The 20,163-nt window shown below is 70.1% G+C and carries 27 protein-coding genes; all 27 read right to left on the bottom strand.

The genetic code is table 11. The features are described 5' to 3' along the window. Positions 1–53: 53 nt before the first annotated feature. Positions 54–251: a hypothetical protein gene (locus ACFWBY_RS01025; RefSeq protein WP_385341087.1), complete on the bottom strand. Its 198-nt coding sequence runs from the start codon at positions 249–251 to the stop codon at positions 54–56. A gap of 53 nt (positions 252–304) precedes the next feature. After that, the gene (locus tag ACFWBY_RS01030; protein WP_385341071.1) at positions 305–532 is read right to left on the bottom strand and encodes a hypothetical protein; all 228 of its coding nucleotides are present in this window, start codon (positions 530–532) and stop codon (positions 305–307) included. A gap of 53 nt (positions 533–585) precedes the next feature. Then, positions 586–1,413: a hypothetical protein gene (locus ACFWBY_RS01035; RefSeq protein WP_385341070.1), complete on the bottom strand. Its 828-nt coding sequence runs from the start codon at positions 1,411–1,413 to the stop codon at positions 586–588. 64 nt (positions 1,414–1,477) lie between these two features. Continuing rightward, positions 1,478–2,023, bottom strand: coding sequence for a hypothetical protein (locus ACFWBY_RS01040; RefSeq protein ID WP_385341068.1), 546 nt, complete (start codon positions 2,021–2,023; stop codon positions 1,478–1,480). Beyond that, entirely contained in the window at positions 2,023–2,499 is a 477-nt protein-coding gene (locus ACFWBY_RS01045) for a hypothetical protein (protein WP_385341066.1), read from the bottom strand. Before ACFWBY_RS01045 ends, ACFWBY_RS01040 begins: the two co-directional genes overlap by 1 nt. Before the next feature lie 8 nt (positions 2,500–2,507). Beyond that, positions 2,508–4,811 carry a carbohydrate binding domain-containing protein gene (locus ACFWBY_RS01050; protein ID WP_385341064.1) on the bottom strand — a complete coding sequence of 768 codons (2,304 nt, stop codon included), beginning with the start codon at positions 4,809–4,811 and terminating at the stop codon, positions 2,508–2,510. Next, complete coding sequence (locus ACFWBY_RS01055) at positions 4,808–7,147, bottom strand: hypothetical protein (RefSeq protein ID WP_385341062.1); 2,340 nt, start codon at positions 7,145–7,147, stop codon at positions 4,808–4,810. The genes ACFWBY_RS01050 and ACFWBY_RS01055 overlap by 4 nt, the downstream gene beginning before the upstream one ends. Positions 7,148–7,279: 132 nt before the next feature. Then, positions 7,280–7,714 carry a hypothetical protein gene (locus tag ACFWBY_RS01060; protein ID WP_385341060.1) on the bottom strand — a complete coding sequence of 145 codons (435 nt, stop codon included), beginning with the start codon at positions 7,712–7,714 and terminating at the stop codon, positions 7,280–7,282. Positions 7,715–7,726: 12 nt separating this feature from the next. Then, positions 7,727–8,230, bottom strand: coding sequence for a hypothetical protein (locus ACFWBY_RS01065; RefSeq protein ID WP_385341058.1), 504 nt, complete (start codon positions 8,228–8,230; stop codon positions 7,727–7,729). 3 nt (positions 8,231–8,233) lie between these two features. Continuing rightward, complete coding sequence (locus ACFWBY_RS01070; RefSeq protein WP_385341057.1) at positions 8,234–9,220, bottom strand: phage tail tube protein; 987 nt, start codon at positions 9,218–9,220, stop codon at positions 8,234–8,236. Then, complete coding sequence (locus tag ACFWBY_RS01075) at positions 9,220–9,423, bottom strand: hypothetical protein (RefSeq protein ID WP_385341055.1); 204 nt, start codon at positions 9,421–9,423, stop codon at positions 9,220–9,222. The genes ACFWBY_RS01070 and ACFWBY_RS01075 overlap by 1 nt, the downstream gene beginning before the upstream one ends. A gap of 63 nt (positions 9,424–9,486) precedes the next feature. Next, on the bottom strand, positions 9,487–9,948 hold the full coding sequence (locus ACFWBY_RS01080; RefSeq protein ID WP_385341053.1) for a hypothetical protein: 462 nt from the start codon (positions 9,946–9,948) through the stop codon (positions 9,487–9,489). Then, the gene (locus ACFWBY_RS01085) at positions 9,949–10,785 is read right to left on the bottom strand and encodes a hypothetical protein (protein WP_385341052.1); all 837 of its coding nucleotides are present in this window, start codon (positions 10,783–10,785) and stop codon (positions 9,949–9,951) included. A gap of 10 nt (positions 10,786–10,795) precedes the next feature. After that, the gene (locus ACFWBY_RS01090; protein ID WP_385341050.1) at positions 10,796–11,038 is read right to left on the bottom strand and encodes a hypothetical protein; all 243 of its coding nucleotides are present in this window, start codon (positions 11,036–11,038) and stop codon (positions 10,796–10,798) included. Further along, a complete protein-coding gene (locus ACFWBY_RS01095; RefSeq protein ID WP_385341048.1) occupies positions 11,038–11,454 on the bottom strand; it encodes a hypothetical protein in 417 nt (138 codons plus the stop codon). The genes ACFWBY_RS01090 and ACFWBY_RS01095 overlap by 1 nt, the downstream gene beginning before the upstream one ends. A 53-nt stretch (positions 11,455–11,507) precedes the next feature. Then, the gene (locus ACFWBY_RS01100) at positions 11,508–12,749 is read right to left on the bottom strand and encodes a phage major capsid protein (protein WP_385341047.1); all 1,242 of its coding nucleotides are present in this window, start codon (positions 12,747–12,749) and stop codon (positions 11,508–11,510) included. A gap of 66 nt (positions 12,750–12,815) precedes the next feature. Then, positions 12,816–13,604, bottom strand: coding sequence for an HK97 family phage prohead protease (locus ACFWBY_RS01105; protein ID WP_385341045.1), 789 nt, complete (start codon positions 13,602–13,604; stop codon positions 12,816–12,818). Then, complete coding sequence (locus tag ACFWBY_RS01110) at positions 13,576–14,922, bottom strand: phage portal protein (RefSeq protein WP_385341043.1); 1,347 nt, start codon at positions 14,920–14,922, stop codon at positions 13,576–13,578. The genes ACFWBY_RS01105 and ACFWBY_RS01110 overlap by 29 nt, the downstream gene beginning before the upstream one ends. Continuing rightward, a complete protein-coding gene (locus ACFWBY_RS01115) occupies positions 14,919–15,080 on the bottom strand; it encodes a hypothetical protein (RefSeq protein WP_385409611.1) in 162 nt (53 codons plus the stop codon). The genes ACFWBY_RS01110 and ACFWBY_RS01115 overlap by 4 nt, the downstream gene beginning before the upstream one ends. Continuing rightward, complete coding sequence (locus ACFWBY_RS01120; protein ID WP_385341040.1) at positions 15,077–16,666, bottom strand: terminase; 1,590 nt, start codon at positions 16,664–16,666, stop codon at positions 15,077–15,079. Before ACFWBY_RS01120 ends, ACFWBY_RS01115 begins: the two co-directional genes overlap by 4 nt. Next, positions 16,626–16,883, bottom strand: a complete 258-nt coding sequence (locus ACFWBY_RS01125; protein ID WP_385341038.1) for a hypothetical protein — start codon at positions 16,881–16,883, stop codon at positions 16,626–16,628. Before ACFWBY_RS01125 ends, ACFWBY_RS01120 begins: the two co-directional genes overlap by 41 nt. A 228-nt stretch (positions 16,884–17,111) precedes the next feature. Then, positions 17,112–17,552, bottom strand: a complete 441-nt coding sequence (locus tag ACFWBY_RS01130; protein WP_385341036.1) for an AAA family ATPase — start codon at positions 17,550–17,552, stop codon at positions 17,112–17,114. After that, on the bottom strand, positions 17,537–17,977 hold the full coding sequence (locus ACFWBY_RS01135; RefSeq protein ID WP_385341034.1) for a hypothetical protein: 441 nt from the start codon (positions 17,975–17,977) through the stop codon (positions 17,537–17,539). Before ACFWBY_RS01135 ends, ACFWBY_RS01130 begins: the two co-directional genes overlap by 16 nt. Before the next feature lie 2 nt (positions 17,978–17,979). Continuing rightward, complete coding sequence (locus ACFWBY_RS01140) at positions 17,980–18,267, bottom strand: HNH endonuclease (RefSeq protein WP_385341032.1); 288 nt, start codon at positions 18,265–18,267, stop codon at positions 17,980–17,982. 12 nt (positions 18,268–18,279) lie between these two features. Beyond that, on the bottom strand, positions 18,280–18,657 hold the full coding sequence (locus ACFWBY_RS01145; protein WP_385409612.1) for a hypothetical protein: 378 nt from the start codon (positions 18,655–18,657) through the stop codon (positions 18,280–18,282). 186 nt (positions 18,658–18,843) lie between these two features. Continuing rightward, complete coding sequence (locus ACFWBY_RS01150) at positions 18,844–19,161, bottom strand: hypothetical protein (protein WP_385341029.1); 318 nt, start codon at positions 19,159–19,161, stop codon at positions 18,844–18,846. Then, positions 19,137–20,162: a hypothetical protein gene (locus ACFWBY_RS01155; RefSeq protein WP_385341027.1), complete on the bottom strand. Its 1,026-nt coding sequence runs from the start codon at positions 20,160–20,162 to the stop codon at positions 19,137–19,139. The genes ACFWBY_RS01150 and ACFWBY_RS01155 overlap by 25 nt, the downstream gene beginning before the upstream one ends. Position 20,163: the final 1 nt, after the last annotated feature.

Here is a 20,163-nt window from a genome sequence, read left to right on the forward strand (position 1 = left end):
GGCGGGACGCACGAAACGCCCCCTCCCGCCGAGGCGGGAGGGGGCGACATGTCCTATCGGGCGGCGAGTTGGTACAGGGTGACGCCGAGGGCGGCCAGGCTGACCAGAGCGGCGAGGGAGGCCAGGGGCCACCGGGTCTTTTCCAGCGCGTCGAGGCGCCGCTCGTGGTCGTCGATGGTCTTGTCGGTCTGGTCGCCGCGCTGGACCAGGAGCGCCAGCGACCCGTCGACCCTGGCGAATCCCGCCTCCATCGTGCCGCGTATGCGCTCCAGTTCCACGGCGACCTGGCCGGACTCGGCGGGGGTCACCCCTGGCCGTCCGTACTGGTGGTGCGCAGCCAGCCGGGGAGCAGCGTTTGGACGCTGGGCAGGGCCATGATGCGGGTGAAGCCGCCCGAGATGGCGAGGGAGCCGGCTACCCAGGGGAGTGCCTGGGGTATGCCGGAGGCGGCCACGATGGCGGGGAGGGCGACGGCCAGGCCGACGGCTGCCTGCAGGATGGTGCGGGCGGTGCGCTTGCTGGTGTCCTTCATGGTCGTGCCTTTCAGTCGGTGGTGGTGCGGCTGCGGGGCCGGAGTGGGGAGGGTCAGCCGCTCGGCTGGCCGAGGGCGGGCACGACCGACACCTGCACCTTGAGGGTGCCGTTGACCACCGCTTGCTGGACCTGGGCCGGCGTGAGCTTGGCGGCGTCGATGGCGGCCAGGAGCTGCGCCTGGAAGACGTCTTGCCAGACGAGCCACCAGAAAGCCGCCTTGGTGCCGCCGTCGCGGGATCCGTCGGGGTTGATGTTGGGCAGCGGGAAGTTCCACACTGCGGCTGCTACGGCCTCGATCTCGGCGGGGGTCACGTTGGTCTCCTGCGGGGGTGTGGTCGGGGTGGGTCTGGCTTCGACAGCTGCGGACGGCGTGCCGCCGAGTCGGGGGTCGGCTGAGACGGTGGCTTCGCTGAAGTCGGGCACGCCGTATCCGTACGGGCTGCCGGCGCCGCGGCGGGGGCGGACGCGCTGGTACACGCCGTCTCCCTGGTAGGAGCCACCGGCGTTGGTGTTGCCCTCGATCGTCCAGATGTTGTCGGCGTCGTAGCGGTAGACGACTCCGACGTGGTCTTGGCCGGCGGTGCCCAGGTAGAAGGGGGCACCGAGGACGGGGTACTCGCTCCAGCGCCCCCGCTTCTTCCACCAGCTCACGCCGGCCGCGCACGATGCGGTGATCGGGATGGCGTCGCGGCCTCCGAGTTCGTCGGCCCCCCACGAGACGAAGGTGTGGCACCAGGCTTGGCCTTGCGACCACTCCAGACCCGGGACGGCCGGTGAGAACTTCTGCATGTTGTTCCAGTTGCCGCCCGGATCGCGGCCCTCGTGGTACCCGGTCTGGGCTCGGAGGAGGTTCACATAGGCGGTGCGCGAAAGAGCCACGAGGGTCTCCAGACATGCGAAAGCCCCGGCCACTACGGTCCGGGGCGCGAAAGGTGGGGCGGGGTCAGACCCTGCGCAGGATGCGCGCCCACGACCCGGCGCGCAGGGTGGTGGCGGTGGCGTTGGACGCGTTCTGCGCCCAGGTCAGGGTGAGGTTCCCGGCGGTCGCGCCGGTGGTGAGGTATCCGCGGGGGGCGCATGCGTTGCGCGTGGAGCCGACGCCGTAGGTGCCGATGCTGAGTGTTGTGACGCCGGCCTCGACGCTGCTGGAGTTGAACTTCTGGGTCGTGTCCGCGGCCACGGTTCCGAGGGCGGCCCAGCGCAGTGTGGCGCTGGCGGGGACGGTCCAGTCGAGCTTGAGGTCACCGGCACCGAAAGCGCCGTCGTACTCGAAGAACCCGTCGAGGAGGTAAGCCGTGTTCGCGGCCACAGCGAGAACGATGTGGGGGTCGGCTGCCAGTGTGGTCGTCGATGTGCGGCTGGTGCTCGAGGACTTGACGATGCTGGCGGTCTGCACGGTGAGTAGCGCGTTGAGCTGGTCTCTGATCTCGGCGTTGAGTAGGGCTGCGGTGACGACCTCGCCGACCACCCAGGTGCGGGGCACGGCCATCAGCGCACCTCCTTACGTTGCTCGGTGTCCGGGGCCGGGGTGTCCGGTTCCCCGGGCTCGGGGTCGGGCCGGGCCGGCTGTACCACCCGGTCCCAGGCCTGGTCGTCGGGGTGCCACCAGTTCCGCTCGTGTGGTGGCAGGGCTGTGACCGTGGCCTCGGCGGCGGCGGTGTCCTCGGGGAAGACGACGCGGGCCCAGCCGTAGCCGCACTCCGGGCAGGCGAGGCGCGGGTCCTCTGGGGTGACGACCTGCGCGCTGCCGCACACGCAGTCGGCCACCCAGCGCCCGTGGTTGATCCGGGCGTAGATGCTGGCGCCTATGAGGAAGGCGGTCGGTGGGGTCAGGCGCCGCTGCATCTGGTGTTCGTACCAGTGCCATACGCGCTCCGCCGGGGCGACCAGGTCCCAGGCGCCGGGGCGTCGGCTGGGTGGCGGGGTGTAGAAGTCGGCCGCCCGCCGAACGTTGATCTCTTGCACCTGGCCTCCTAGTAGGCGAGTCGGGTCGTGGACCCGAGGACGCTGTATCTGGTGCTGTCGAGGACCCAGACGCCGTCGGCCCGGGAAGTGTGGAAGGCGATGTGGTGGGACTCCTGGCCGATGCTCTCGACGTACCCCTCGACGGTCACGGTGAGGGTGGCGGCCGGGGCCTCGTCGGGCATGTTGGTCACCTCGAGGAGGGTGGAGATGTCGGCGTCCAGGAGCGCGCGGTAGGTGGCCGTCGACTGGGCGTAGGCCTGGATGGGTAGTTCGCGCAGCTCCGGCTGCGGCACCGCGTACCGGGAGACCTGCCAGTTCGCTGCGTCCAGTACCTCGCTGTCCGTCATCCGCAGGATGGTGGCCTCCTTGGGGGCGGGCCCGTGCGTGGCGACGCTGTCTGCGGAGACGACGCGCTGCGTCGCGCCGCCCGGGCGCACGACCGTGTATTGGTTGAGGATCTTCTGGTCGTCGTCGGCGATCTTGACGTCGTCGGTCTCCAGTTCGCCGTAGTGCAGGCTGAGTGCGATCGGTGCGTCGTAGCGGACGGTCCTGCTCTGAAGCAGCAGTGAGGGGCCGCCGCGGTCCGTGGCGAGGCATCCGCCCTCGGTGGCTTCGACGACGCGCATCAGCTCCAGTGCGCTCGCCCCGCCCGCTCCCTGAGATGCGACCGGGGAGAAGGTCCCGGCCGTCACGACGCCGGCGACGCCCGGGTATCGGGCCAGGCGCAGGACCCGGTCGTCGGCGTCCTCACCGGCGTAGCCAGTTGCGCCGGCGTCGTAGTGGGCGGCGATCTCGGCGGGCGTGATGTTGCCCGCGTACAGCGCGACGTGTCCGATGGCCCCGTCCCACAGCGAGTACCCGCCCACAGCCAGGTAGCGCAGGGCGTCCATGTTGGGGATGACGGAGACGTCGATGGGTGATCCGCCGTCGATGTATACGTCGCGGTTCGCCTGGTCGTAGAAGACGTGGTGCCACGCGCCGTCGGCAAAGTTCGTCGCGACCACCGTGGTGACGGTTCGGGTGCCGCCGGTCTCGGTGTGCTCGACGATCAGATAGCCGCTGCCGTTCAGCCCGATCACGATTTCGTCCTGCGAGGAGGCGGACCGGGCGGCCAGGCAGTGCCTGCCGGCCACGCTGGTCTGGAACCAGCACTCGAGGCTGATGGCGGCCGCGGTGGTGCGCTCCTCGACGTAGGTCCCCAGGTCGGCGTCGAGTCGGATCCCGTCGGTCGCCGATGCGGGGGTGAACCGGGCGACGGTCGCCGCGGTGGCGGCGGGTCCGGCCGTCTCGCTGAACGCGACGGATCCGCCGGTGCCGACCTGGGTCTGGGTCAGGCTGCCCGCGCCGACACCGGCGATGTCGCCGGCGGATACCGACGTCGACGGTTCCGTCAGGGGGTAGTAGAAGACCGGGTCGAGCATCTTGATTTCCTCGGCGAGGAGAGCGCCGAGCTGGGGCTCCTTGGACAGGGCCTTGAACAGGTCGGTAGCCGTCAGCGACACCTTGCTCTTCAATCCGACCCAGCTTGCGTCCCACTCGTTGACGAGGCCGTAGAAGCGCCAGTGGATCTTTGCACCGCCGGCTTCGAGCGAGGTCGCCGACGAGCCGACTTCGAGCTGTACATCGTCGAGCCACACCTGGTCGGCGATGGCGGTCGGCGAGGTGACGTTGGTGGTGAGTTGCACGGTGTGGCTCGTGCTTGTCGCGGTGAACGTCTTGGTGATCTGCGTCCACGCGCCGGTGACGGCGGAGGCGGTGCCCGGGCTTGCTCCGTCGATCAGCCAGCGCACGGCTGGATCCCCGGCGGGGACCCAGACCCAGCCGGACAGCGTGTACGTCTTGCCGACGTCCAGCCCGTACACCGTCTGCTCGGCCATGCCGCCGGTTCCCGTGCCGGCCCACACGACGAGGAGGGAGTAGGTCCCGGAGTGGGCGCGGGTGGTGCTGGTCGTGACGGCGAACGCGGGCGCGGTGGTGCTGTTGGCCCAGCCGTCCATGCTGTTGCCCTCGAAGCCGGGCGTACGGATGAAGTTCTTCCCGGCGAGCGTGACCAGGCCCAGCTGAACAGGGCAGTTGGGGCGGACGTACGGGTAGTAGGGGGACGATGCGCGGCCGGCCGAGAACCGGCCGGCCGGGTTGTCCAGGGTCAAACTCAAGGTACTGGGTTGGGTCTGGGCCAGCTCGTCGGCCGCGCCGCGGGTACAGCGGATCCCCGCGGCGAGGTCGAGCCATTGGCTTACATCGGTCCAGCTGGACGCGGTGGCCATCGGTGCAGTACCGAAGGCCACCCGCAGCACCGGCTTGATCGTCATGCTCTCAGTACCCCCTTGCTGAGGCCGTAGTTCCTCTGCAGCTTCAGGAGCAGCCGCTCCAGCTGCTGTGCGGTGGCCACCGGGTCGATGGCGCCCTGCACGCTTACGTTCACCGTCATGCCGCCGGAGGTGTGCACGGGACGGATGGCCGGCATCGGGGATGCCTGCCTGCCCGCTCCGCCCGCCGGCAGGGCGCGACCGTCGTTGAGCGCGTCGAGCGTGCTCTGCCCGAGGCGGTCGACGGCGGAGGCCTGCAGGACGTACTCGCCGTCCGAGAGCCATGCGGGGATGCTGTCGGACGTGCTGGTGCCGGGGCCGTGGATGATGCCGCCCTTGGCCCTGGCCTGGCCGCCCACGTTGGGGTTGAACATGCTCTTTTCGGTTCGGTACGTGGTGACGTACAGGCCCACGCTCTTGTCCCGGACGGAGGCCAGCTCGGCCCTGGCCGCCGCCACCTTCCTCTCCAGGTCGTCGATGTGCGCGGTCAGTGCCGCCCGCTTCTCCGGGGGCACCGACGCCAGCTGCCCCTTGGCGACGCTGATCTGACTTCCCCACGCGTCGATGTTCATCTGCAGCTTGTTCTGACTCAGCCGGGGAAGAACCGCGTTCGAAAACGCCTGCGTCTTATCCTGCGCGGACTGCAGGCCGCCGAGGAAAGAGTCCTTGAACTTGTCGAACTCGGTGTTGGCTTCACGGAACTTTTCGCCGAATCCGGGGATCTTGCCGAGGGTCATGGCGAGGCCGGAAATGATGGCGTCGAAGGCAGTGAGCGCACCAACGGCCATCGTGCGGAAACCGCCGATGACGTCCGGCAGGTATCGGATCACACCCTCTGCCACGAGCATCATGATGGTCCCGCCTATGCGGGCGTATTCCATCAAGCCCAACTTGTTCTGCTGGATGCTGGAGTGCAGGCGCTGCAGCGGGCCCCGGAGATTTTCGACCTTCTCTCCGGCGGGGGCGAGGGCTTCGCCGATGGCCTTGCCCGCCTCCTTGAAGGCGGTCGCGAATGGCTGCGCCAGGAGCCAAACCGACTTCACGCCGAACGCCAGGTCGTCGAACAGGGGCTTGGCGACGCGGATCCCGTAGCCGATCAGGTCGAGCGCACGGCTGACGACGTGACCGGTGAGGGTGAACTGCTCGCCGAAGACGGGCCCGAAGGTGCGGGCCACCTCGCCCGAGAACCGGCCCAGCGCGGGAAACGTCTCGTTGATCATGCCGAAGAGACCGTCGAAGAACTTTGCCGATCCCTCGACGCCGCGCTCCATCCCTTCGAACATCCCGGGCAGGCCCTGGCCGATCAGGCCGCTGATCCCGGTGGAGAGGGACCGCAGGGTCGGCTCGCTCGCAGCGCCGAAGTGCAGGAATCCTCGGGTCAGTCCACCGAGTCCGCGCGTCAGGTCCTCGACGAAGACGTTGCCGAGGCGCAGGTTGGTGGTGAAATCCTTCTGGAACCCGGAGTCCTTCATGAGGCGCCCGACACCGGTGGCAGCGTTTCCGAAACCCTTGCCCATCGTGGTCATGGAATCGCCGACGATTTTGATGATCGGGTTGGCTTCCTTCAGGGCCTGCGTGAACCCGGGCAACATGGCCTTCTGGATTTCGCCGCTGAGTCCCGCGAACTCTTTCTTGGTGGTGACCAGTTGCTTGGTGAACTCGCGGGCCGGGGCGGGGAGCGCCTTCAGTGCTTCCGCGTATTCCTTCTTCCCCTTACCTGCGGCTTCCATGGCCTCGCTGACCCCGGAGAAGCCCAGCTTCATGGTGCCGGCGGCGGTGCCCATGCCGAAGAGCATGGGGACCAGGGCGCCGAGCGCGGGCAGCATGGACAGCCCGGCGATCGCGGCGACCACGCTCATGCTGCCGCCCAGGCCGCCGCTCTTGCCTCCGACCTCGACCGCCGCCTCACGCGATGCGCCGGCCAGCCGGGAGACGTTCGGGGTCACGGATCCCACGCTGATCCCGAAACGGTCGGCGGCCTCACCGGCGGAAACGAAGCGCCCGCCCAGGCCTCGGAGCCGACCGCCCGAGTCCCGGGTCAGCTGCTCGACTTGGGTGTTGGTGTCGTCTGCCGCTGTGCCCAGGGAGCGGACGCCGTCTGCCGCCGAGTCGGCGCCGTCGCCCAGGGCGGCCGCCGCCTCGCCGGCTCCGTCGAGGTTGCGGCTCAGTTCCTGCAGCTGCCCGCCGGCGCCGCGGGTGAATGCCCGCAGTTCGCCACCGGACTCCTCGACCGAGGTGTTGAGGCGGTCGTGGAAGTGCTCGGCGCTCTCGCCGATACGGCGGAAAACAGTGCTGAGATTGTCCCGGCCGTCGAGGACGAATGCCATGCGCTCAGCCACTGGAAGCCTCCCTCGCCGTGTCTGCCTGGTGGGTGTCGATCCAGTCGCAGTACTTGTCGAACTCCTCGACGGTCAGCTGGTCCATGCCGCGGGCGTCGATGTGCAGGAGCCAGGCGAAAAGGCCTAGGTACCTCAGACGTCGGGCGTCGATGTCTCCGTCGTCGGCTGGTCTTTTGGGGGCTGGGCCGCTTCCTGCAGCGCGGCCGCGACCGACTCCGGGTCCAGGGCCCACTGCCGTAGCTCGGCGATGGTGGCCGGCTGCTTCTCCTCGGGCAGCTGGACGATGTCCGCGGCGATGGCCGCGACCTCGCGCGCGTCGTAGCGGCTGGTGAGCTCATCGACCGTCGGGTCGAAGTCGCTCCAGCGCAGTGTGGCCTCGCGGCGCTTCATCAGGATCCAGACGACGCCGCGCATGGCGGTGGGGTCGTCGCGGCGGACGCCGTCCTTGATCTGCCCCCACGTCATGTCGGTGGTGCGCTGTACTATCTGCGCCTCCGACGTACGGACCGACCGCACGTCGAAGTGCTGCGGCGGCTCCTGGCCCTCGGGCCGGTACAAGATGATCAACGGGGTTTCCTTTCAGCCGAGGCGGCGGCGGATGTCGTCGAGGACCCGCTCCACCTCGCGATCCATACGCGGGCGGTGGCGGCGGATCGTGGATTCCCACCACAGCGGGGTGGTGGTCTGAGTCGCCCAGCGGCTCCGGTTGGCGAAGACCGGGTGGCGGATCCTGCCCGTGTTCATGACCTTGGGCATGCCGCGCAGGTCCGGAGGCAGGGCGGCGCGGTCGATCCAGACCCGCGCGCCCGGGTTGCCGGTGGTCCGCACCGAGATGCGGATGGCCGCGGCGATGGTGGAGCGCAGCGGCCTGGTCGTCGGGGAGGGTCCGCCTCGCCCGGGTCGGCCGGGGCTGCTGATCGGCAGAGCCCGGACGGTGCGCTGCAGGTCGCGGTGGAGCGGCTCGGCCGCCCGTCGGATCCGCCGGTGCATCGAGGACCGCACCGCCGTCTCGTTGACGGCGCGCAGTCGGCGGGAGAGCACGAGGAGTGCGCCCGTGCCGACGATGCGGATGTCGCTGGTCATCCCCTACACCGCGGTGTCGACGGAGATGTAGGTGATGACCGGCTGGTTGGTGCCGTCGTACAGGGCGGTGAACTGGTAGGTGGGCTTGACGACTTCGAAGCCCTCGATGTTCGGCGGCGCCTCGTCGATCTTGATGGCGGGCAGTGTGATGCGGAACGTCTGGTAGAAGGTCGAGGCGATCAGCGGGCCGACCCATTCCAGGACCAGCGACGTCGCACCGTCGGAGGTGTGCAGGTCGTCCAGGGTCGTGGAGACGTAGTCCATCTCGAGAGACCCGGTGATCTTGACGAGGCCGTTGGCGATGGGCTCCTTCTTCAGGCCGGCCTGGCCCGCGTAGTAGCGGTCGGTCGCCATGGGCCGCTCGATCTTGACGTTGACCTTGCGGACTCCGTCGTGCGCTGTCTCCGAGGCGAAGGTGCCGGTCTTGACGGCGAGCTGCGCGAAGTGGAAAGGCGCCCGGACGGGGTAGGTCGCGGCGGCGAGCGTCTGTGCCTCGTCGCAGGTCCGCCCGTCGATCTGCCACGAGGACATCAGCATGCCGCCGGCCTCGCAGGAGAACTCGGCGCCGACGACCTTGCATCCGAGGAACGTCTTGTCGGTGACGGTGCCGGTGGTGAGCGGCACGCCCTTCTGAATGGTGAGGTTCTTGCCGAAGGAGTCGGCGAGCGTATGCGTCTGCAGGTAGGCGGCGGTCGCCCCCTGCTGCACCGGGGTCACCGTGGTGCCCATGAGCGCCTGGAGGAACAGGCCCATGCCCGAGGAGGTGACCTCAAGGTCGATGCTGCCTGTCACCTCCTGCTGCGTCAGGACACGTCGGTCAGACAGCGCCAGCAGGCGGCCGGCGGCGACACCCGCAGACTGCTCCGTGCGCTTCTTCAAGACCAGCGACTCCTTGGAGAACTCCAAGAACCTGGTCGGCGCCACGAAAGTCCCGTACGTGGACTCGGCGACGATGCCGAGCTGGCCTCCGAGGCCGGATCCGATCGCCATCAGCGCTCACCCTTCACAGTCTTGCCCGCGGCCTTGGTCGGGGCGGTGGTCGGTTCCTCGACGGGCTCCCAGTTCGAGGTCTGGCAGACGTAGCCGTCGTAGCGGGCATCGGGCACCTCGACGACTTCGTCGGGCTGCACGGTGCGGTCTGCGAGCTCCGGCACGGTGACCGGCACGGGGCCGATCCAGCGGACCTTGGCCATGGGCGTCTCCTTCAGGGCATGGCGGAGGGCCCGCGCACGCGGGCTCATCACGGGTGGTGGGGGTCAGATACGGGCGCGGCAGGAGATGGTGAAGGCGAGGCCGGCCAGGGCCCCGTCGGCCTGGTCCTGGACCAGGCCGCCGGCAGTCAGCTGCGACCACAGGACGGTGCCGCTGATCGTCGGCGCCTCGGGCCGCTCACCGCTGGCCCGCAGGACGGTCTCGACCTCGCCGACGATCTCGAAGACGCGGCGCCGCCGGGCGGCCAGGTCGGTGCCGCCGCCGCGGGACTCGGCGTAGCCGTGGATGTCGAAGGCCTCGTCGCGCTGGCGGGCGCCCGCGCCGGCGAACTCCTGCGAAATGCTGACGGCATTGTCACCGCCGGGCTGCCAGCCCAAGGCCAGCCAGTCGCCGGCCAGGTTGGTGGTGGGCGGCCCGTCCAGGACACGCACCTTGAGCAGACCCTCGGCCGCCCGCAGCAGCGCCAGGAGCGCGTCGAGGGCGGCGGGTACGCGGGAGGTCTGCATCTACGCCACCCCCGGCGGGAGCCGGTCCGGCTCCAGCAGTTGCAACGCCCGGTTGGGGATGGCGTAGCCGAACCCGGGGATCGGCTCGGTGACGAGGTAGTCCTCGCCGCCGCCCATCCCGGACAGTCCCCGCGATGCCCCGTACTGGGTACGCCACAGATGCTGAAGGATGATGCGCGCTGCCGACGCCAGGTTGGCGGGGATCACCGCCCGGCCCGCGACGTAGACGGCGCGCAGCGGCCCGTACAGCCGGCCGCCGTCCAGGCGGCGTATGACCCCGGTGGGCCCGTCGACGTCCAGCTCGGCGGGCAGGTAGACCGTGCCGCCGCTGCGGATCGCCACGAGCGAGGTCAGGGACAGGACCGGCGTACGGCGCAGCACCACAGCTTCGGCGCCGTCCGCGGGCAGGGTGTGGGCCTCGGTGATGGTGCGTCGGCAGCAGACACCGGCGAGCGCCTCCACTCCGATGGTGATGGTCTCCAGCCACTCGCGGATCTGCTCGTCGTCCGCGGTGTCGCCGGGCGCGTACCGCAGGTGCCTGCGCCCGTCGGCGAGACTGAGGATGAGCAGGGGTTCGGCCTCGCGTACGTCGAAGCTGTCGGTGTACGCCGAGGCGGGCCCGGTGAAGCTCCAGCGCACGCCGTGCCGGCCTGCCTGCGCAGTCTCGTAGTCGACGCGGTACTCACCCGTGCCGACGGCCGGGCCGACTGCCGGAGTGGCAGTCGTCCCGTCCGGCAGCGTGAGCGTCACGACCGCGGTGGTGGCGGTGGTGAGGGTGCCGGCCGCATCGCGGCAGGCAGCCTCCAGCCGCACTGTGTCGCCTAGATCGAACGGCACGCTCTACCTCCTAGCGGGTCTCGGTACGGCGGCCGCGGCCGCCCCCGCGCGAGCGGGGGGCAGCCTTCTCCGCGACGGCCGGCCCGGCGTCCTCGACTACCTCGTCCGCCCGCGCCTCGGTCGCCGGGTCGGCCCACTCGGCCCGGTACCCGTCGGCCCACTTGGCGGCCTCTTCGGCGGGGAGGTCCACCTCGTCGCCGGGCGCCCAGGAGAAGTCGTCTCCGGCCACGCCCTGCAGGATGCGGATGCGCACTACGGATGCACCGCCGCGGCACGCCGGGGGTTGGAGAGCACGACGTCGGCCGCGTACAGGCCGCCCGTCGCCGGGGAGCCGGTCACGGTCGTGACGACCCGCAGGTACCGCTTGCCGCCGATGTACCGGGTCTCGTAGACGGTCTCGTCGTTGGAGGTGATCAGGGCAGGCGGTGTGTCGCCCTCGAGGTAGGCGGCGGCCACCGTCGCGAACGAGCTGTTGTCGTCGGAGTCCTCGATGGTGATGGTGTGGGTTCCGTCGGTGACGGTGCCCGAGCTCAGGACGACCAGAGCGTCCTGATACATCGAGGCGTTCGACCCGTCGGCCCGGTCGACGCCGGTTCCGTTGGCGGTGGCGGTGCGGGCCGCAGGCTTCAGGGAGGCCTTGACCAGCACGTTGCTGTAGATGTCGCGCACGTGAGTCCCTTTCTGGGTGCCCCGGGCGGCAGGGGTGCCGCCCGGGGTCGAGGTCAGCTGGCGGAGTGCTGGTAGGCGCGGATGGCCGACGGGTCGTCGACCATGCCGTCGAGGCGGGAGAAGCCGAGGAACCCGACCTGCAGGTAGTCCGCGTAGCGCTCGGACAGGCGCAGCATCTGCACGCCCTGGACCTGGCGGATGACGTAGCCGGCACGGATGTCGCCGAAGATGATCGTCTTCGCGCTCGCGGCAGGGGCGGGCATCTTGTTGTCGATCGTGTAGGCGAAACCGTTGATGGTGCTGGGGAACCCGGGGGCCGGGACCGGCACCCACAGCGGGCGACCCTGGGAGTCCTTCAGCTTGCGGACCACCTTCAACATCGAGTCCGCCATCACGTACTGAGAGCTGCCCCGGTAGGCCGGGTCGACGGAGTGCTCGAGGTCGACGAAGTCGTCGTAGATGATGCTCGCCGTCTGGCCGGTGGTGCCCTGCTTGCCGACCGTCGCGTAGGTGGTGATGCCCTCGGGCTGGTCGATGCCCGTGCCGGTGGCGAAGTGGCCGGCGGCCGCGCGGCCGATGCGCTCGCCCAGCTTGCCCGGCAGCCACGACTCGACGGGGAACGCGGAGTCGGTCAGCAGCTGCAGGCTGACCCGGACCAGCTTGCTGGTGTAGGTGTACGCCTTCAGGGCGCGGCGGCCGACGGTGATGTCCTGCTCGCCGACCTGGGTGTTCTCCGACAGGAGCGCGCCCTCGTTGGCGGTGTCGTCGTTGGTCGGCCAGTTCAGGTCGTTGCCGCCGGAGGTCGTGATGACGTTGGCCAGGGACAGGATCCCGCCGTACGCCTTCATCGTCTCCGTCATGGTGGCCTGGAACTCATCCGGCACCAGGTACCCGCCAGCGGTGTCCGGCCCGGTTCCCAGGGCGCGGACCTCGGTGAAGCCGCCCATGAGCAGCTGGCGCTGCTCAGGGGCCAGGCCCTCCATGCCGCGGCGGGCGTAGTGCTCGAACGCGTCGCGGTAGCGGGCGTCGCGGTCTGCCGCGCCCCGCTCGCCGGTTTCGCCGCTTCCGGTGGCGGTGATGATCTGGCTGCGGTCCACCGTTCCGAGAGCGGCCATGCGGTTGAGGCGCTCGATGTCGCCGGAGACCTCGGTCAGGCGCGCCTCGGCGGCGTCCCAGTTGGTCCGTTCCTCGGTGGTCATGTCCCTGCTGTCCGCCTCGGCGGCGGACTGGATCTCCTGCATCCGCTGCCACACGGTGTTCTGCTCGGTGACGAGACGGGTGAGCTGTGCGCTCATGAGTGGGGCCCTCCTTCAGGGCATGCCAGGACGCCGGCTCGCGGGCCGGGCTGGCGGGGTGGGTGGTCAGTTCGCGGGCAGGCCGTAGCGGGCGGCCAGCGCTCGCATACGGCGGTCTACCGAGTCGCGGTCCCGTCGAGTGGCAGCAGCCGGCTCGGGGGTGGCTTCGGTGCCGCGAGTGGACTCACCCGGCTCGCGGTTGATCGTCAGCAGGTCCAGCAGTTCGGGGCGGTACTGGGCGCGCTTCTCGATGGCGTCCATGTCGCCCCGGTGGGCCAGGGCTGCGGCAACGTTGCGCAGCGAGGCCTCGGTGTCGGTGTAGGCGGGGAAGGTGACGGCGGAGACCTCGAAGAGCCTGACCTCGCGCAGGATCCGCAGTTCGGCCTGCACGGTGTCGCCGTCGGTGGTCTCGACGTCCACGAGCTCCCAGTCGTCCTTGACGACCTGGAACCCGAAGGACATGCCGGTGATGTTGCCGTTGCGGACGTTGGCCTTCAGGTCCGAGACGTACGACAGGCCCATGTCGAGGGCCGAGTCGACGGCCAGGCCGCGGACGTCCTGAGCCAGGGCCAGGCTGCCGGCCGAGGCCCGCGAGACGACGTAGTAGGTGTCGTGGTCGATGAGCATCCGGGCGTCACCCTCGGTGAGCGTCTTGGTGAACGCGCCGTCGGCGACTTCCTCGTAGAAGCCCCAGCGCAGCGGGTTGCCGATGGCTGTGCGGGAGTTGAAGACGGAGGCGTACCCGTTGAACCGGTCGCCGCCCCCCTCCTCGTCGGAGGCTCGGATGGCCAGCCCTGCCGTGGACAGCGGCAGGTGGCGGCGCTCCTCACTCGTCGTCCTGGTCAGGGTCCTCATGCGCGGTGCCTTCCTCGTCCGGGGTCTGGAGCAGTTGGTGAGCCTCTGCCATCAGCGCGGCCGCGCGCGCAGCGTTGGAGCCGGTGGTGGCCGAGGCTGGGGCCTTGTCGGCAAAGGGGTTGGACCCCAGCGGCGCCATGTAGGTCGGTTGCAGGTAGATATCGCCCTCGGTGCCGATCGGCGGCAAGTCCTCCAGGCGGCGGATGTCGTTCGAGGACATCGCGCCGATGTCCCGCATCGCTCGGTAGAACGTGGCGCGGGACCGGGCGTCGCCGCGGAGTAGGCCCTGCACGGCGTACCGGGCGTATTGCCTGCTCGGCGCGAGCAGCTCCTTGGTGATCCGCTGCTCGGTCGTGGTGAGCCAGGTCGGACCCAGGTCGAAGGTCACAAACCCGGTGGCCTGCTGCTCCAGCCCGGTGCCCCACGACGTCGACTTGGCCGTCTCCATCAGGAGGAAGAGCGGGACGCCGAACATGCGGGCGACCTCGACGACCTGGAACTCCCGGCTCTCGAGGAACTGGGCGTCCTTGTACGGCATGGCCACCGGCTTGAACGAGGCACCGGAGTCCAGGACGGCCACCTCGTGGCTGTTCTGGACGCCGGACATCTTGGCCCGCCACCGCTCCTTCAGGGCGGCGGCCTGGTCCGGGTTGAGCCGCTGCTCGGTCTGCAGGACACCGCCGATCATGTTGCCCGAGCCGAACAGGCGGGCCGCGGACTTCTCGGCGGCCTGCGCCAGGCCGATGCCGGCGGCGGCCAGCCGGACCGGGGAGCAGCCGGTGATCCCGTCGTAGCCCAGGCCGGGGATGTGGAGGATGTCGTGCGGGGTCTTGCGGTGCAGCTCGCCCCGGTCGTCGGTGATCCAAAAGATTTTGCCGCTCGGCGACTCCGGCGACGGCTGCTCCCGGTCGACCCGGACTCGGTCCGGGGTGATGGGCCACAGCTCCTTGACCTCCCCTGCTCCGCTGCGCAGCTTCTGCAGGTAGGCGTTGCCCCACAGCACCCGGTGCACGTAGGCCAGGCGCCACAGCTCCACCGGCGTCAGCTCCGGGTGTGGATCGTCCAGCAGGCCGGACGTCACGCGCTCCTTCGTGCCGGCGGTGTAGGTGTGCAGCGGCAGTGCCGAGCTCACGCCGGCGATGACGTTCACGGCCCGCCATACGGCGGGCATGTGCAGGCTGGACCGCTCCGTGACCGCCACGCCGGAATCCGTTGGGCTGCCGCCGAGAACGTCCAGGAGGCTGGCCGAGGTCAGTGGTACGGCGGGGCTTTCCACGCTGGGCATGCGGCGTTCGAACAGGCCGAACAGGTTCCTCACTTCCGCTTACCTCCCATCTGACGAGCAGCCGAGGCGCGTTCGCACACCAGCACTCCGAGGGCGCCGCCCAGGACCAGGGCGACCGGGACGTTCACCAGGGCCACGCCGAGGAGCAGCGCGGCGGTACACAGCACCTCGAGGGCCAGCAGGATCCTCACCACAGGTTCGGCGCTCCTTCCGGCTCGATGTCGGCTCGCTCGGCGTGAGCCCAGGCGGCGAGGGTGCAGCCGACGAGGGGGCTGATGTCGACGCTCACACCGCGCCGGGCCCAGCCCCAGCCGTCGCCGATCGGGCGCTTGTCCGCGCCGGCCAGCGCGGTGGCGAGCGGCGCCTGGTCGAGGTGGACGATGCGCTGTTCGGCGACGCCGTCATAGAACTGGCCGGCGGCCGCGGCGACCTGGCGCACCTTCGGGAAGACGAGCAGCGCGTCGATCTCGTCGTCGGTCAGCTGGGCGCCCTTCAATGCGTCGGCGTCCTTCAGGGCTCGCTTCACTGCGGGGACCAGGGAGCCGGCCGGGCCGCCCTCATCGATGACCACGGCGCATGGCCGCCACCTCACGACCAGTTCGGCGAGCCGCTCCGGCGCCCAGCCCGTACCGGGCCGGTGGTCGATGACCTCGACGTGTGTCGCCTGGCCGTTCGCGCCGGCCGCGCAGATGGCGGTGTGGGTCCGCTCGGGGGTCGTGTCGAGGCAGAGCGCGATGGGGTCGTCCATGCGGGATGTGCCGTCGCCCAGGGTCCGCCAGGCGTCCTCGCCGATGACGGACCAGGAGTCCTCCTCGTCGGAGGGGTAGTCGCCCACTCCGAGCCGCTCCCGGTCGTACACTGCCTCGCTCATCGACAGTCGCTCCCGTTCGGTGTGCTGCAGCGTGAGCCGGTAGCCGAGGGCCGGGTTGGCCTTGGCCACGGACAGGGCGGACAGGGGGTCGTCGTGGTCCGTGCAGTCGCGGCCGCACTCCTTGACGTGCGGGTCGATGGACCACTCGAGGTAGGCGAGGGAGGGGTCCGGCACGCCGCTCTCCATGGCCTGCAGAGCGCGGCGCCGCAGGCGGGCCAGGTGCCTGGACGCCGAGCCGATCCCGGCGCTGCCGAAGTACCAGAGCTGGGGATTCTTCACCGCGGCCATCGTCGGCATGAGCGCACCGATCGGCTCGTCGCCGAGGATCATGGCCTCGTCCATCAGGTTGCAGTGGCCGGTGAACCCGCGGCCGCTGCCCCCGCTGCGGGCCAGGAACCGCAGCCGCTGCCCGTTGAGCAGTTCGATCGCTTCCTCGCCCGTCGTCCGCCGTACCCGCTTGACACGTTTGCGCAGGTCATCGGTGTTGACGAGCAGTGACTCGATGCGGCGGAAGGCCTCGATCGACGTCTTGAACTCATGGGCGCTGTGGAGGATGAGCTTCTCGCCCAGGAGGAAGAGGCCGGCTAGCTGGCGGGCCTCGATGATCCCGCCCTTCCCGTTCTGCCTCGGTACGTTGATGCAGGTCTCGAACGCGGCCCAGCTGCCGTCGGCCGCCTCGCCCAGGCCGACGTGCAGGGCGAACTGCTGCCACGGGTCGAGGTCTAGCCCCGCCACGGCGGCCAGCTCTACGGCCTCCTGGCCCGAGCTGGAGGTGTACGCGGGGGCGGTGAACAGCCGGGGCCGCTGCCGGCCGCGGGCGTCGGGGACCCCGGAGGGCACGCCGTCGCGGAGTGCGGGCAGCAGGTCAGGCGCCGCGCCGCTCGGCGCGTCGAGCAGTGAGCTCATCGAGCGCATCCCCCTTCACCGCAGGCGGCGACAGCTTGCGCAGCTCGAGGAGTGTGGCGCGCAGTTCGCGAGCGATGGCGGGCGCCGAGGCCGGGGCATCGGCGGCCGAGTCGAGGGCCTTGGCGAGAGCGAGGGCGATCGCTGTCATGCCGGGGGCGACAGCCTCGACACCAAGATCGTTGATCTCCTCGCGGGCCGCGTCGTAGGCGTTGCTCACGATCACCCCCGACCGCTACCCAGCGTGACGATTACGGAGAGTCGCTATTTACCCGACTCGTGGCGTTCGGGGATTAGCGGCCTGGGATGCTCGCGCAAAAAACAGAGCGAGAAGGGCGTTTGGGTCGCCCATGGGAACGCTGAACTCTTGACCCACTCCACCCTTTGACCAGGCATTCCATCACCTCCTGTAGTCGGCTCGGCCTTGATCAGAGTTCGCTTCGCGCGTTCACCACGCTCGGGAGGCCTGCGGGGTGACGGTGCGTGGGGTGCCACGGTGCCGCTGTCGGTACCAGGCAGTGACCACGCGCTCCATCTCCGGCTGCCGCATGTCCCGCACCCGCCGGCGGACTATCTCCTCGCCGGGGTCGACGGTGACGATGCGTGCGCCCAGTCGCTTGTACCTGACGAGGGCCTTGGCCTGGGGCATGGTGTGGATCAGGTAGACGTCGGTACCGGCCAGGTGTCGTTCCGCCTCGTGGATGGCTGCCTGCCGGGCACGGTGCACGATTCGCAGAAGGGTGGGGTCGTGTTGATGATGGTCGGCTCCCGGGCCGGCCATCGCGAGCGCCATGAGGTCGAGGTCGATCACGACGTCGCTGGCCTTGGCGTGGGCGCGAATCCAGCTGCTCTTGCCCGCGGCCGGCGGCCCGGTCACGACGTACAGCACGGGTCCTCCCCGCACGTACAGCACGTGTCGCTGGAGCAGCCGTAGCCGCAGCCGTGGGTTTGCGGCGGGAGGGGGGCGGCGAGGCGGGCCACGACGGCCCGCGGGAGGAGGTATTCACCCGGCTGCAGCGTGACGCGCGTGACGGCGGCAGGCACTGCCCTGTAGCCGTGTCGCCTGCAGCTGGTGAGGCGGTGGCACGTGATGTTGTGGCGGCCGAGCAATCGGCAGGCCATGCGCCGGGGCGCAGCGAAGGCGAAGTCGCGCGGCTCGTAGACCAGGTGGCGCAGCCAGCGACCCGGGCCTCGGTCATCCAGAGGGTTCCAGCGCAGGACGCGGGGCGCTCGGCCGCGTCGCACCGCGCGGTGGTAGTGGCGCAGCACCGTGGCCGAGTCGTTCTGGAACGGCCACTTGTAGGGGTCGCTCATGATCACCACCTCCTCGAAGAGCCTTGGACGCGGACGCTGTTCCGGTTGCCGCGTGCCGAGTTGCAGCGGCGGTGTGCGCTGCGGGCGTTGGCCTGGTCGAGGAGGTTGCCGCCGCGGCTGATGGGTTGCAGGTGGTCGAGGGTGAAGGCGTCGGGGTGTTTGCCGGCCTCGGGGCCGGTGATGTCGTAGCGGATGTCGTGGCCGCAGAGCCAGCAGGGCAGGCGCAGGGCCCGCTGTCGGGCGCACAGAGCCCTGTAGGGGCGCCCGTTGCGCGGGTTACCTGCCACCATCGCTACCTCCAGTCAGTTTGTTGCCTCCCAGGCCGTGCACCCGCTTGTCGTGAAGACCTCGCCCTTCTTCACAGTCACGCGGCTCTGGCCGTCGGGTGTCCCGTTGGCGATGATCGCGTTGAACTCGCCGGAGTCGTTCGTGTTCCGGGACCAGTAGCAGTTGGGTATCGAGGAGCTGGATGGACCGGCGGTCTTGTACGTCCCCGCCTTCATGTCCTCGCCCACCAGGTACGTGCCGGGCCCGACTGTTGTCAGCGGGCCCACCGGCGCCGGCAGCGTCACCGCGGGCTCCACGCCTGCTGAGACGTCGGTGCCCATGGAGGCGATCACCTTCTGGGCCGCGTCGAGGACTTGCTGGTCGCTCATGGTGGCGGTGGCGGTGGCCGTCACCGTCATCGTGACGGTGGGCGCGGGCCCAGCCTTGCTACCGCCCCCGCTACATGCGGTAGCTGAGGCCGCGAGGGCGACGAGTATGGAGGCGATTTTGATGCGCATGGCTCCCCTGACATTGCGTGCCGAAGGGGGCATCATCCGCTGCTGTGGTGCGGCGACTGGCCGGTATCGCCTATTCGTGACCTACGTGATGGTGAGCGTGCCGGCGCGGCGTACGACGAGCTCGTCGTTGGGCGGGTCGATGCGCACCCACACGTGCCAGTCGCCGCGCGAGAGGAGCGCGGGGGCCATGGACCCGATGAGGATCCGCGCGGTGGTCGCGCCGTCCCACTCGCCGTCGAGCCACTCGCCGAGCGTCGGGTTCGACCGGTTGGTGTCGGGGAGGAACTGGAACTGCGGCGGCGTGCCAGTGAGGTCAAAGCCCGCGGGAAGGGACACGACGGTGACGTTCAGATACTCGGTGCTACTCCCGGGGATCACCACGGTGTGCTCACGTCCCATCGGTTGCTCGGTGCGGCGACCGCCCACGCGGCGTAGGGGGCGCTGGCGCTCACGGTGATGTCCGGGTCGAAGCCTGCGACGTGGGGCGCGTACACGGTCGCGGTGGAGTCGAGGAGGCCCGGGCTCACGGTCACGGTGTCGGGGGCGAGTACGGGGGCGTGCAGGGCGGTGGTCGGCCCGAGGAGCTGCGGTGCGACGGCCACGGGGCCGGGGGCGAGTTCCGGCGCGTGCAGGGCCGTTGTGGAGCCCAGGGAGGCTGGGGCGAGGGTGACCGGGCCGGGGAGCAGGGTGGGCGCGGGGATCGTCGTGGTGGGCTCGAGGCGGGCGAGGTCGGTGGTCTGTTCGGCGGGGGCGATGGCCAGGGTCCATGCGGAGCCGATGGCGGAGAAGTCTGCGGTCCATACGCGGCTGCCGACGTTCCCGGAGACGGTGGTGTCGGAGTCGCCCCATGCTCCGGAGCAGGCGCCGGACGCGGACGTCGTGAACGCCTGCCCGCGGCGTGTGTGGCCTGCGGGGGCGGTCCAGTTCGAGGTCTGGGGCGTGGAGGCGCCCCGGGAGTCCCAGACGATGCCGACCTCGCGGCTGGACGCCCCGACTGACCCCAGAGACGGGGTCGTCTTGGTGAGGGCCGGGGCGCTGGTGTTCGTGGCGCTGGTGACCGGGTTGGAGGCCAGGGCGCCGCGTACGCGGCCCAGGAGCAGCACCTGGCGGATGGACCCGGTGCTTGGGGTGACGGTGATGGCCGCGCCGAGGTCGCCGGCCTCGGCGATGCGCCACCACAGTTGGGACATGTGCCCGGACTGCATGGCGGTGCCGAGGCTCGTCCAGGCGCCGGCGCCGCCGGAGATCGCGAACGTACGGCTGCCGGAGGGCATGACGCACGCGGCGAGCAGCAGGTCGCCGGCAAGGACGCTTCCGTCGTTGGGGACCGTGACGGCCGCGGAGGAGTTGGTGGAGAGGGTGACGGTGTCGGCGAGGTGGGTGAGCTGCCCTACGGCCATG

Source organism: Streptomyces sp. NPDC060049, assembly GCF_042736715.1.
In the GTDB taxonomy this organism is placed as follows: Bacteria; Actinomycetota; Actinomycetes; order Streptomycetales; family Streptomycetaceae; genus Streptomyces.

Bases quoted from the DNA above. Each gene is read 5' to 3' on its own strand.
- ACFWBY_RS01025 (WP_385341087.1), bottom strand. From the start codon at position 251: ATGGAGGCGGGATTCGCCAGGGTCGACGGGTCGCTGGCGCTCCTGGTC.
- ACFWBY_RS01030 (WP_385341071.1), bottom strand. From the start codon at position 532: ATGAAGGACACCAGCAAGCGCACCGCCCGCACCATCCTGCAGGCAGCC.
- ACFWBY_RS01040 (WP_385341068.1), bottom strand. From the start codon at position 2,023: ATGGCCGTGCCCCGCACCTGGGTGGTCGGCGAGGTCGTCACCGCAGCC.
- ACFWBY_RS01050 (WP_385341064.1), bottom strand. From the start codon at position 4,811: ATGACGATCAAGCCGGTGCTGCGGGTGGCCTTCGGTACTGCACCGATG.
- ACFWBY_RS01065 (WP_385341058.1), bottom strand. From the start codon at position 8,230: ATGACCAGCGACATCCGCATCGTCGGCACGGGCGCACTCCTCGTGCTC.
- ACFWBY_RS01070 (WP_385341057.1), bottom strand. From the start codon at position 9,220: ATGGCGATCGGATCCGGCCTCGGAGGCCAGCTCGGCATCGTCGCCGAG.
- ACFWBY_RS01075 (WP_385341055.1), bottom strand. From the start codon at position 9,423: ATGGCCAAGGTCCGCTGGATCGGCCCCGTGCCGGTCACCGTGCCGGAG.
- ACFWBY_RS01080 (WP_385341053.1), bottom strand. From the start codon at position 9,948: ATGCAGACCTCCCGCGTACCCGCCGCCCTCGACGCGCTCCTGGCGCTG.
- ACFWBY_RS01100 (WP_385341047.1), bottom strand. From the start codon at position 12,749: ATGAGCGCACAGCTCACCCGTCTCGTCACCGAGCAGAACACCGTGTGG.
- ACFWBY_RS01105 (WP_385341045.1), bottom strand. From the start codon at position 13,604: ATGAGGACCCTGACCAGGACGACGAGTGAGGAGCGCCGCCACCTGCCG.
- ACFWBY_RS01120 (WP_385341040.1), bottom strand. From the start codon at position 16,666: ATGAGCTCACTGCTCGACGCGCCGAGCGGCGCGGCGCCTGACCTGCTG.
- ACFWBY_RS01135 (WP_385341034.1), bottom strand. From the start codon at position 17,977: ATGAGCGACCCCTACAAGTGGCCGTTCCAGAACGACTCGGCCACGGTG.
- ACFWBY_RS01140 (WP_385341032.1), bottom strand. From the start codon at position 18,267: ATGGTGGCAGGTAACCCGCGCAACGGGCGCCCCTACAGGGCTCTGTGC.
- ACFWBY_RS01150 (WP_385341029.1), bottom strand. From the start codon at position 19,161: ATGGGACGTGAGCACACCGTGGTGATCCCCGGGAGTAGCACCGAGTAT.
- ACFWBY_RS01155 (WP_385341027.1), bottom strand. From the start codon at position 20,162: ATGGCCGTAGGGCAGCTCACCCACCTCGCCGACACCGTCACCCTCTCC.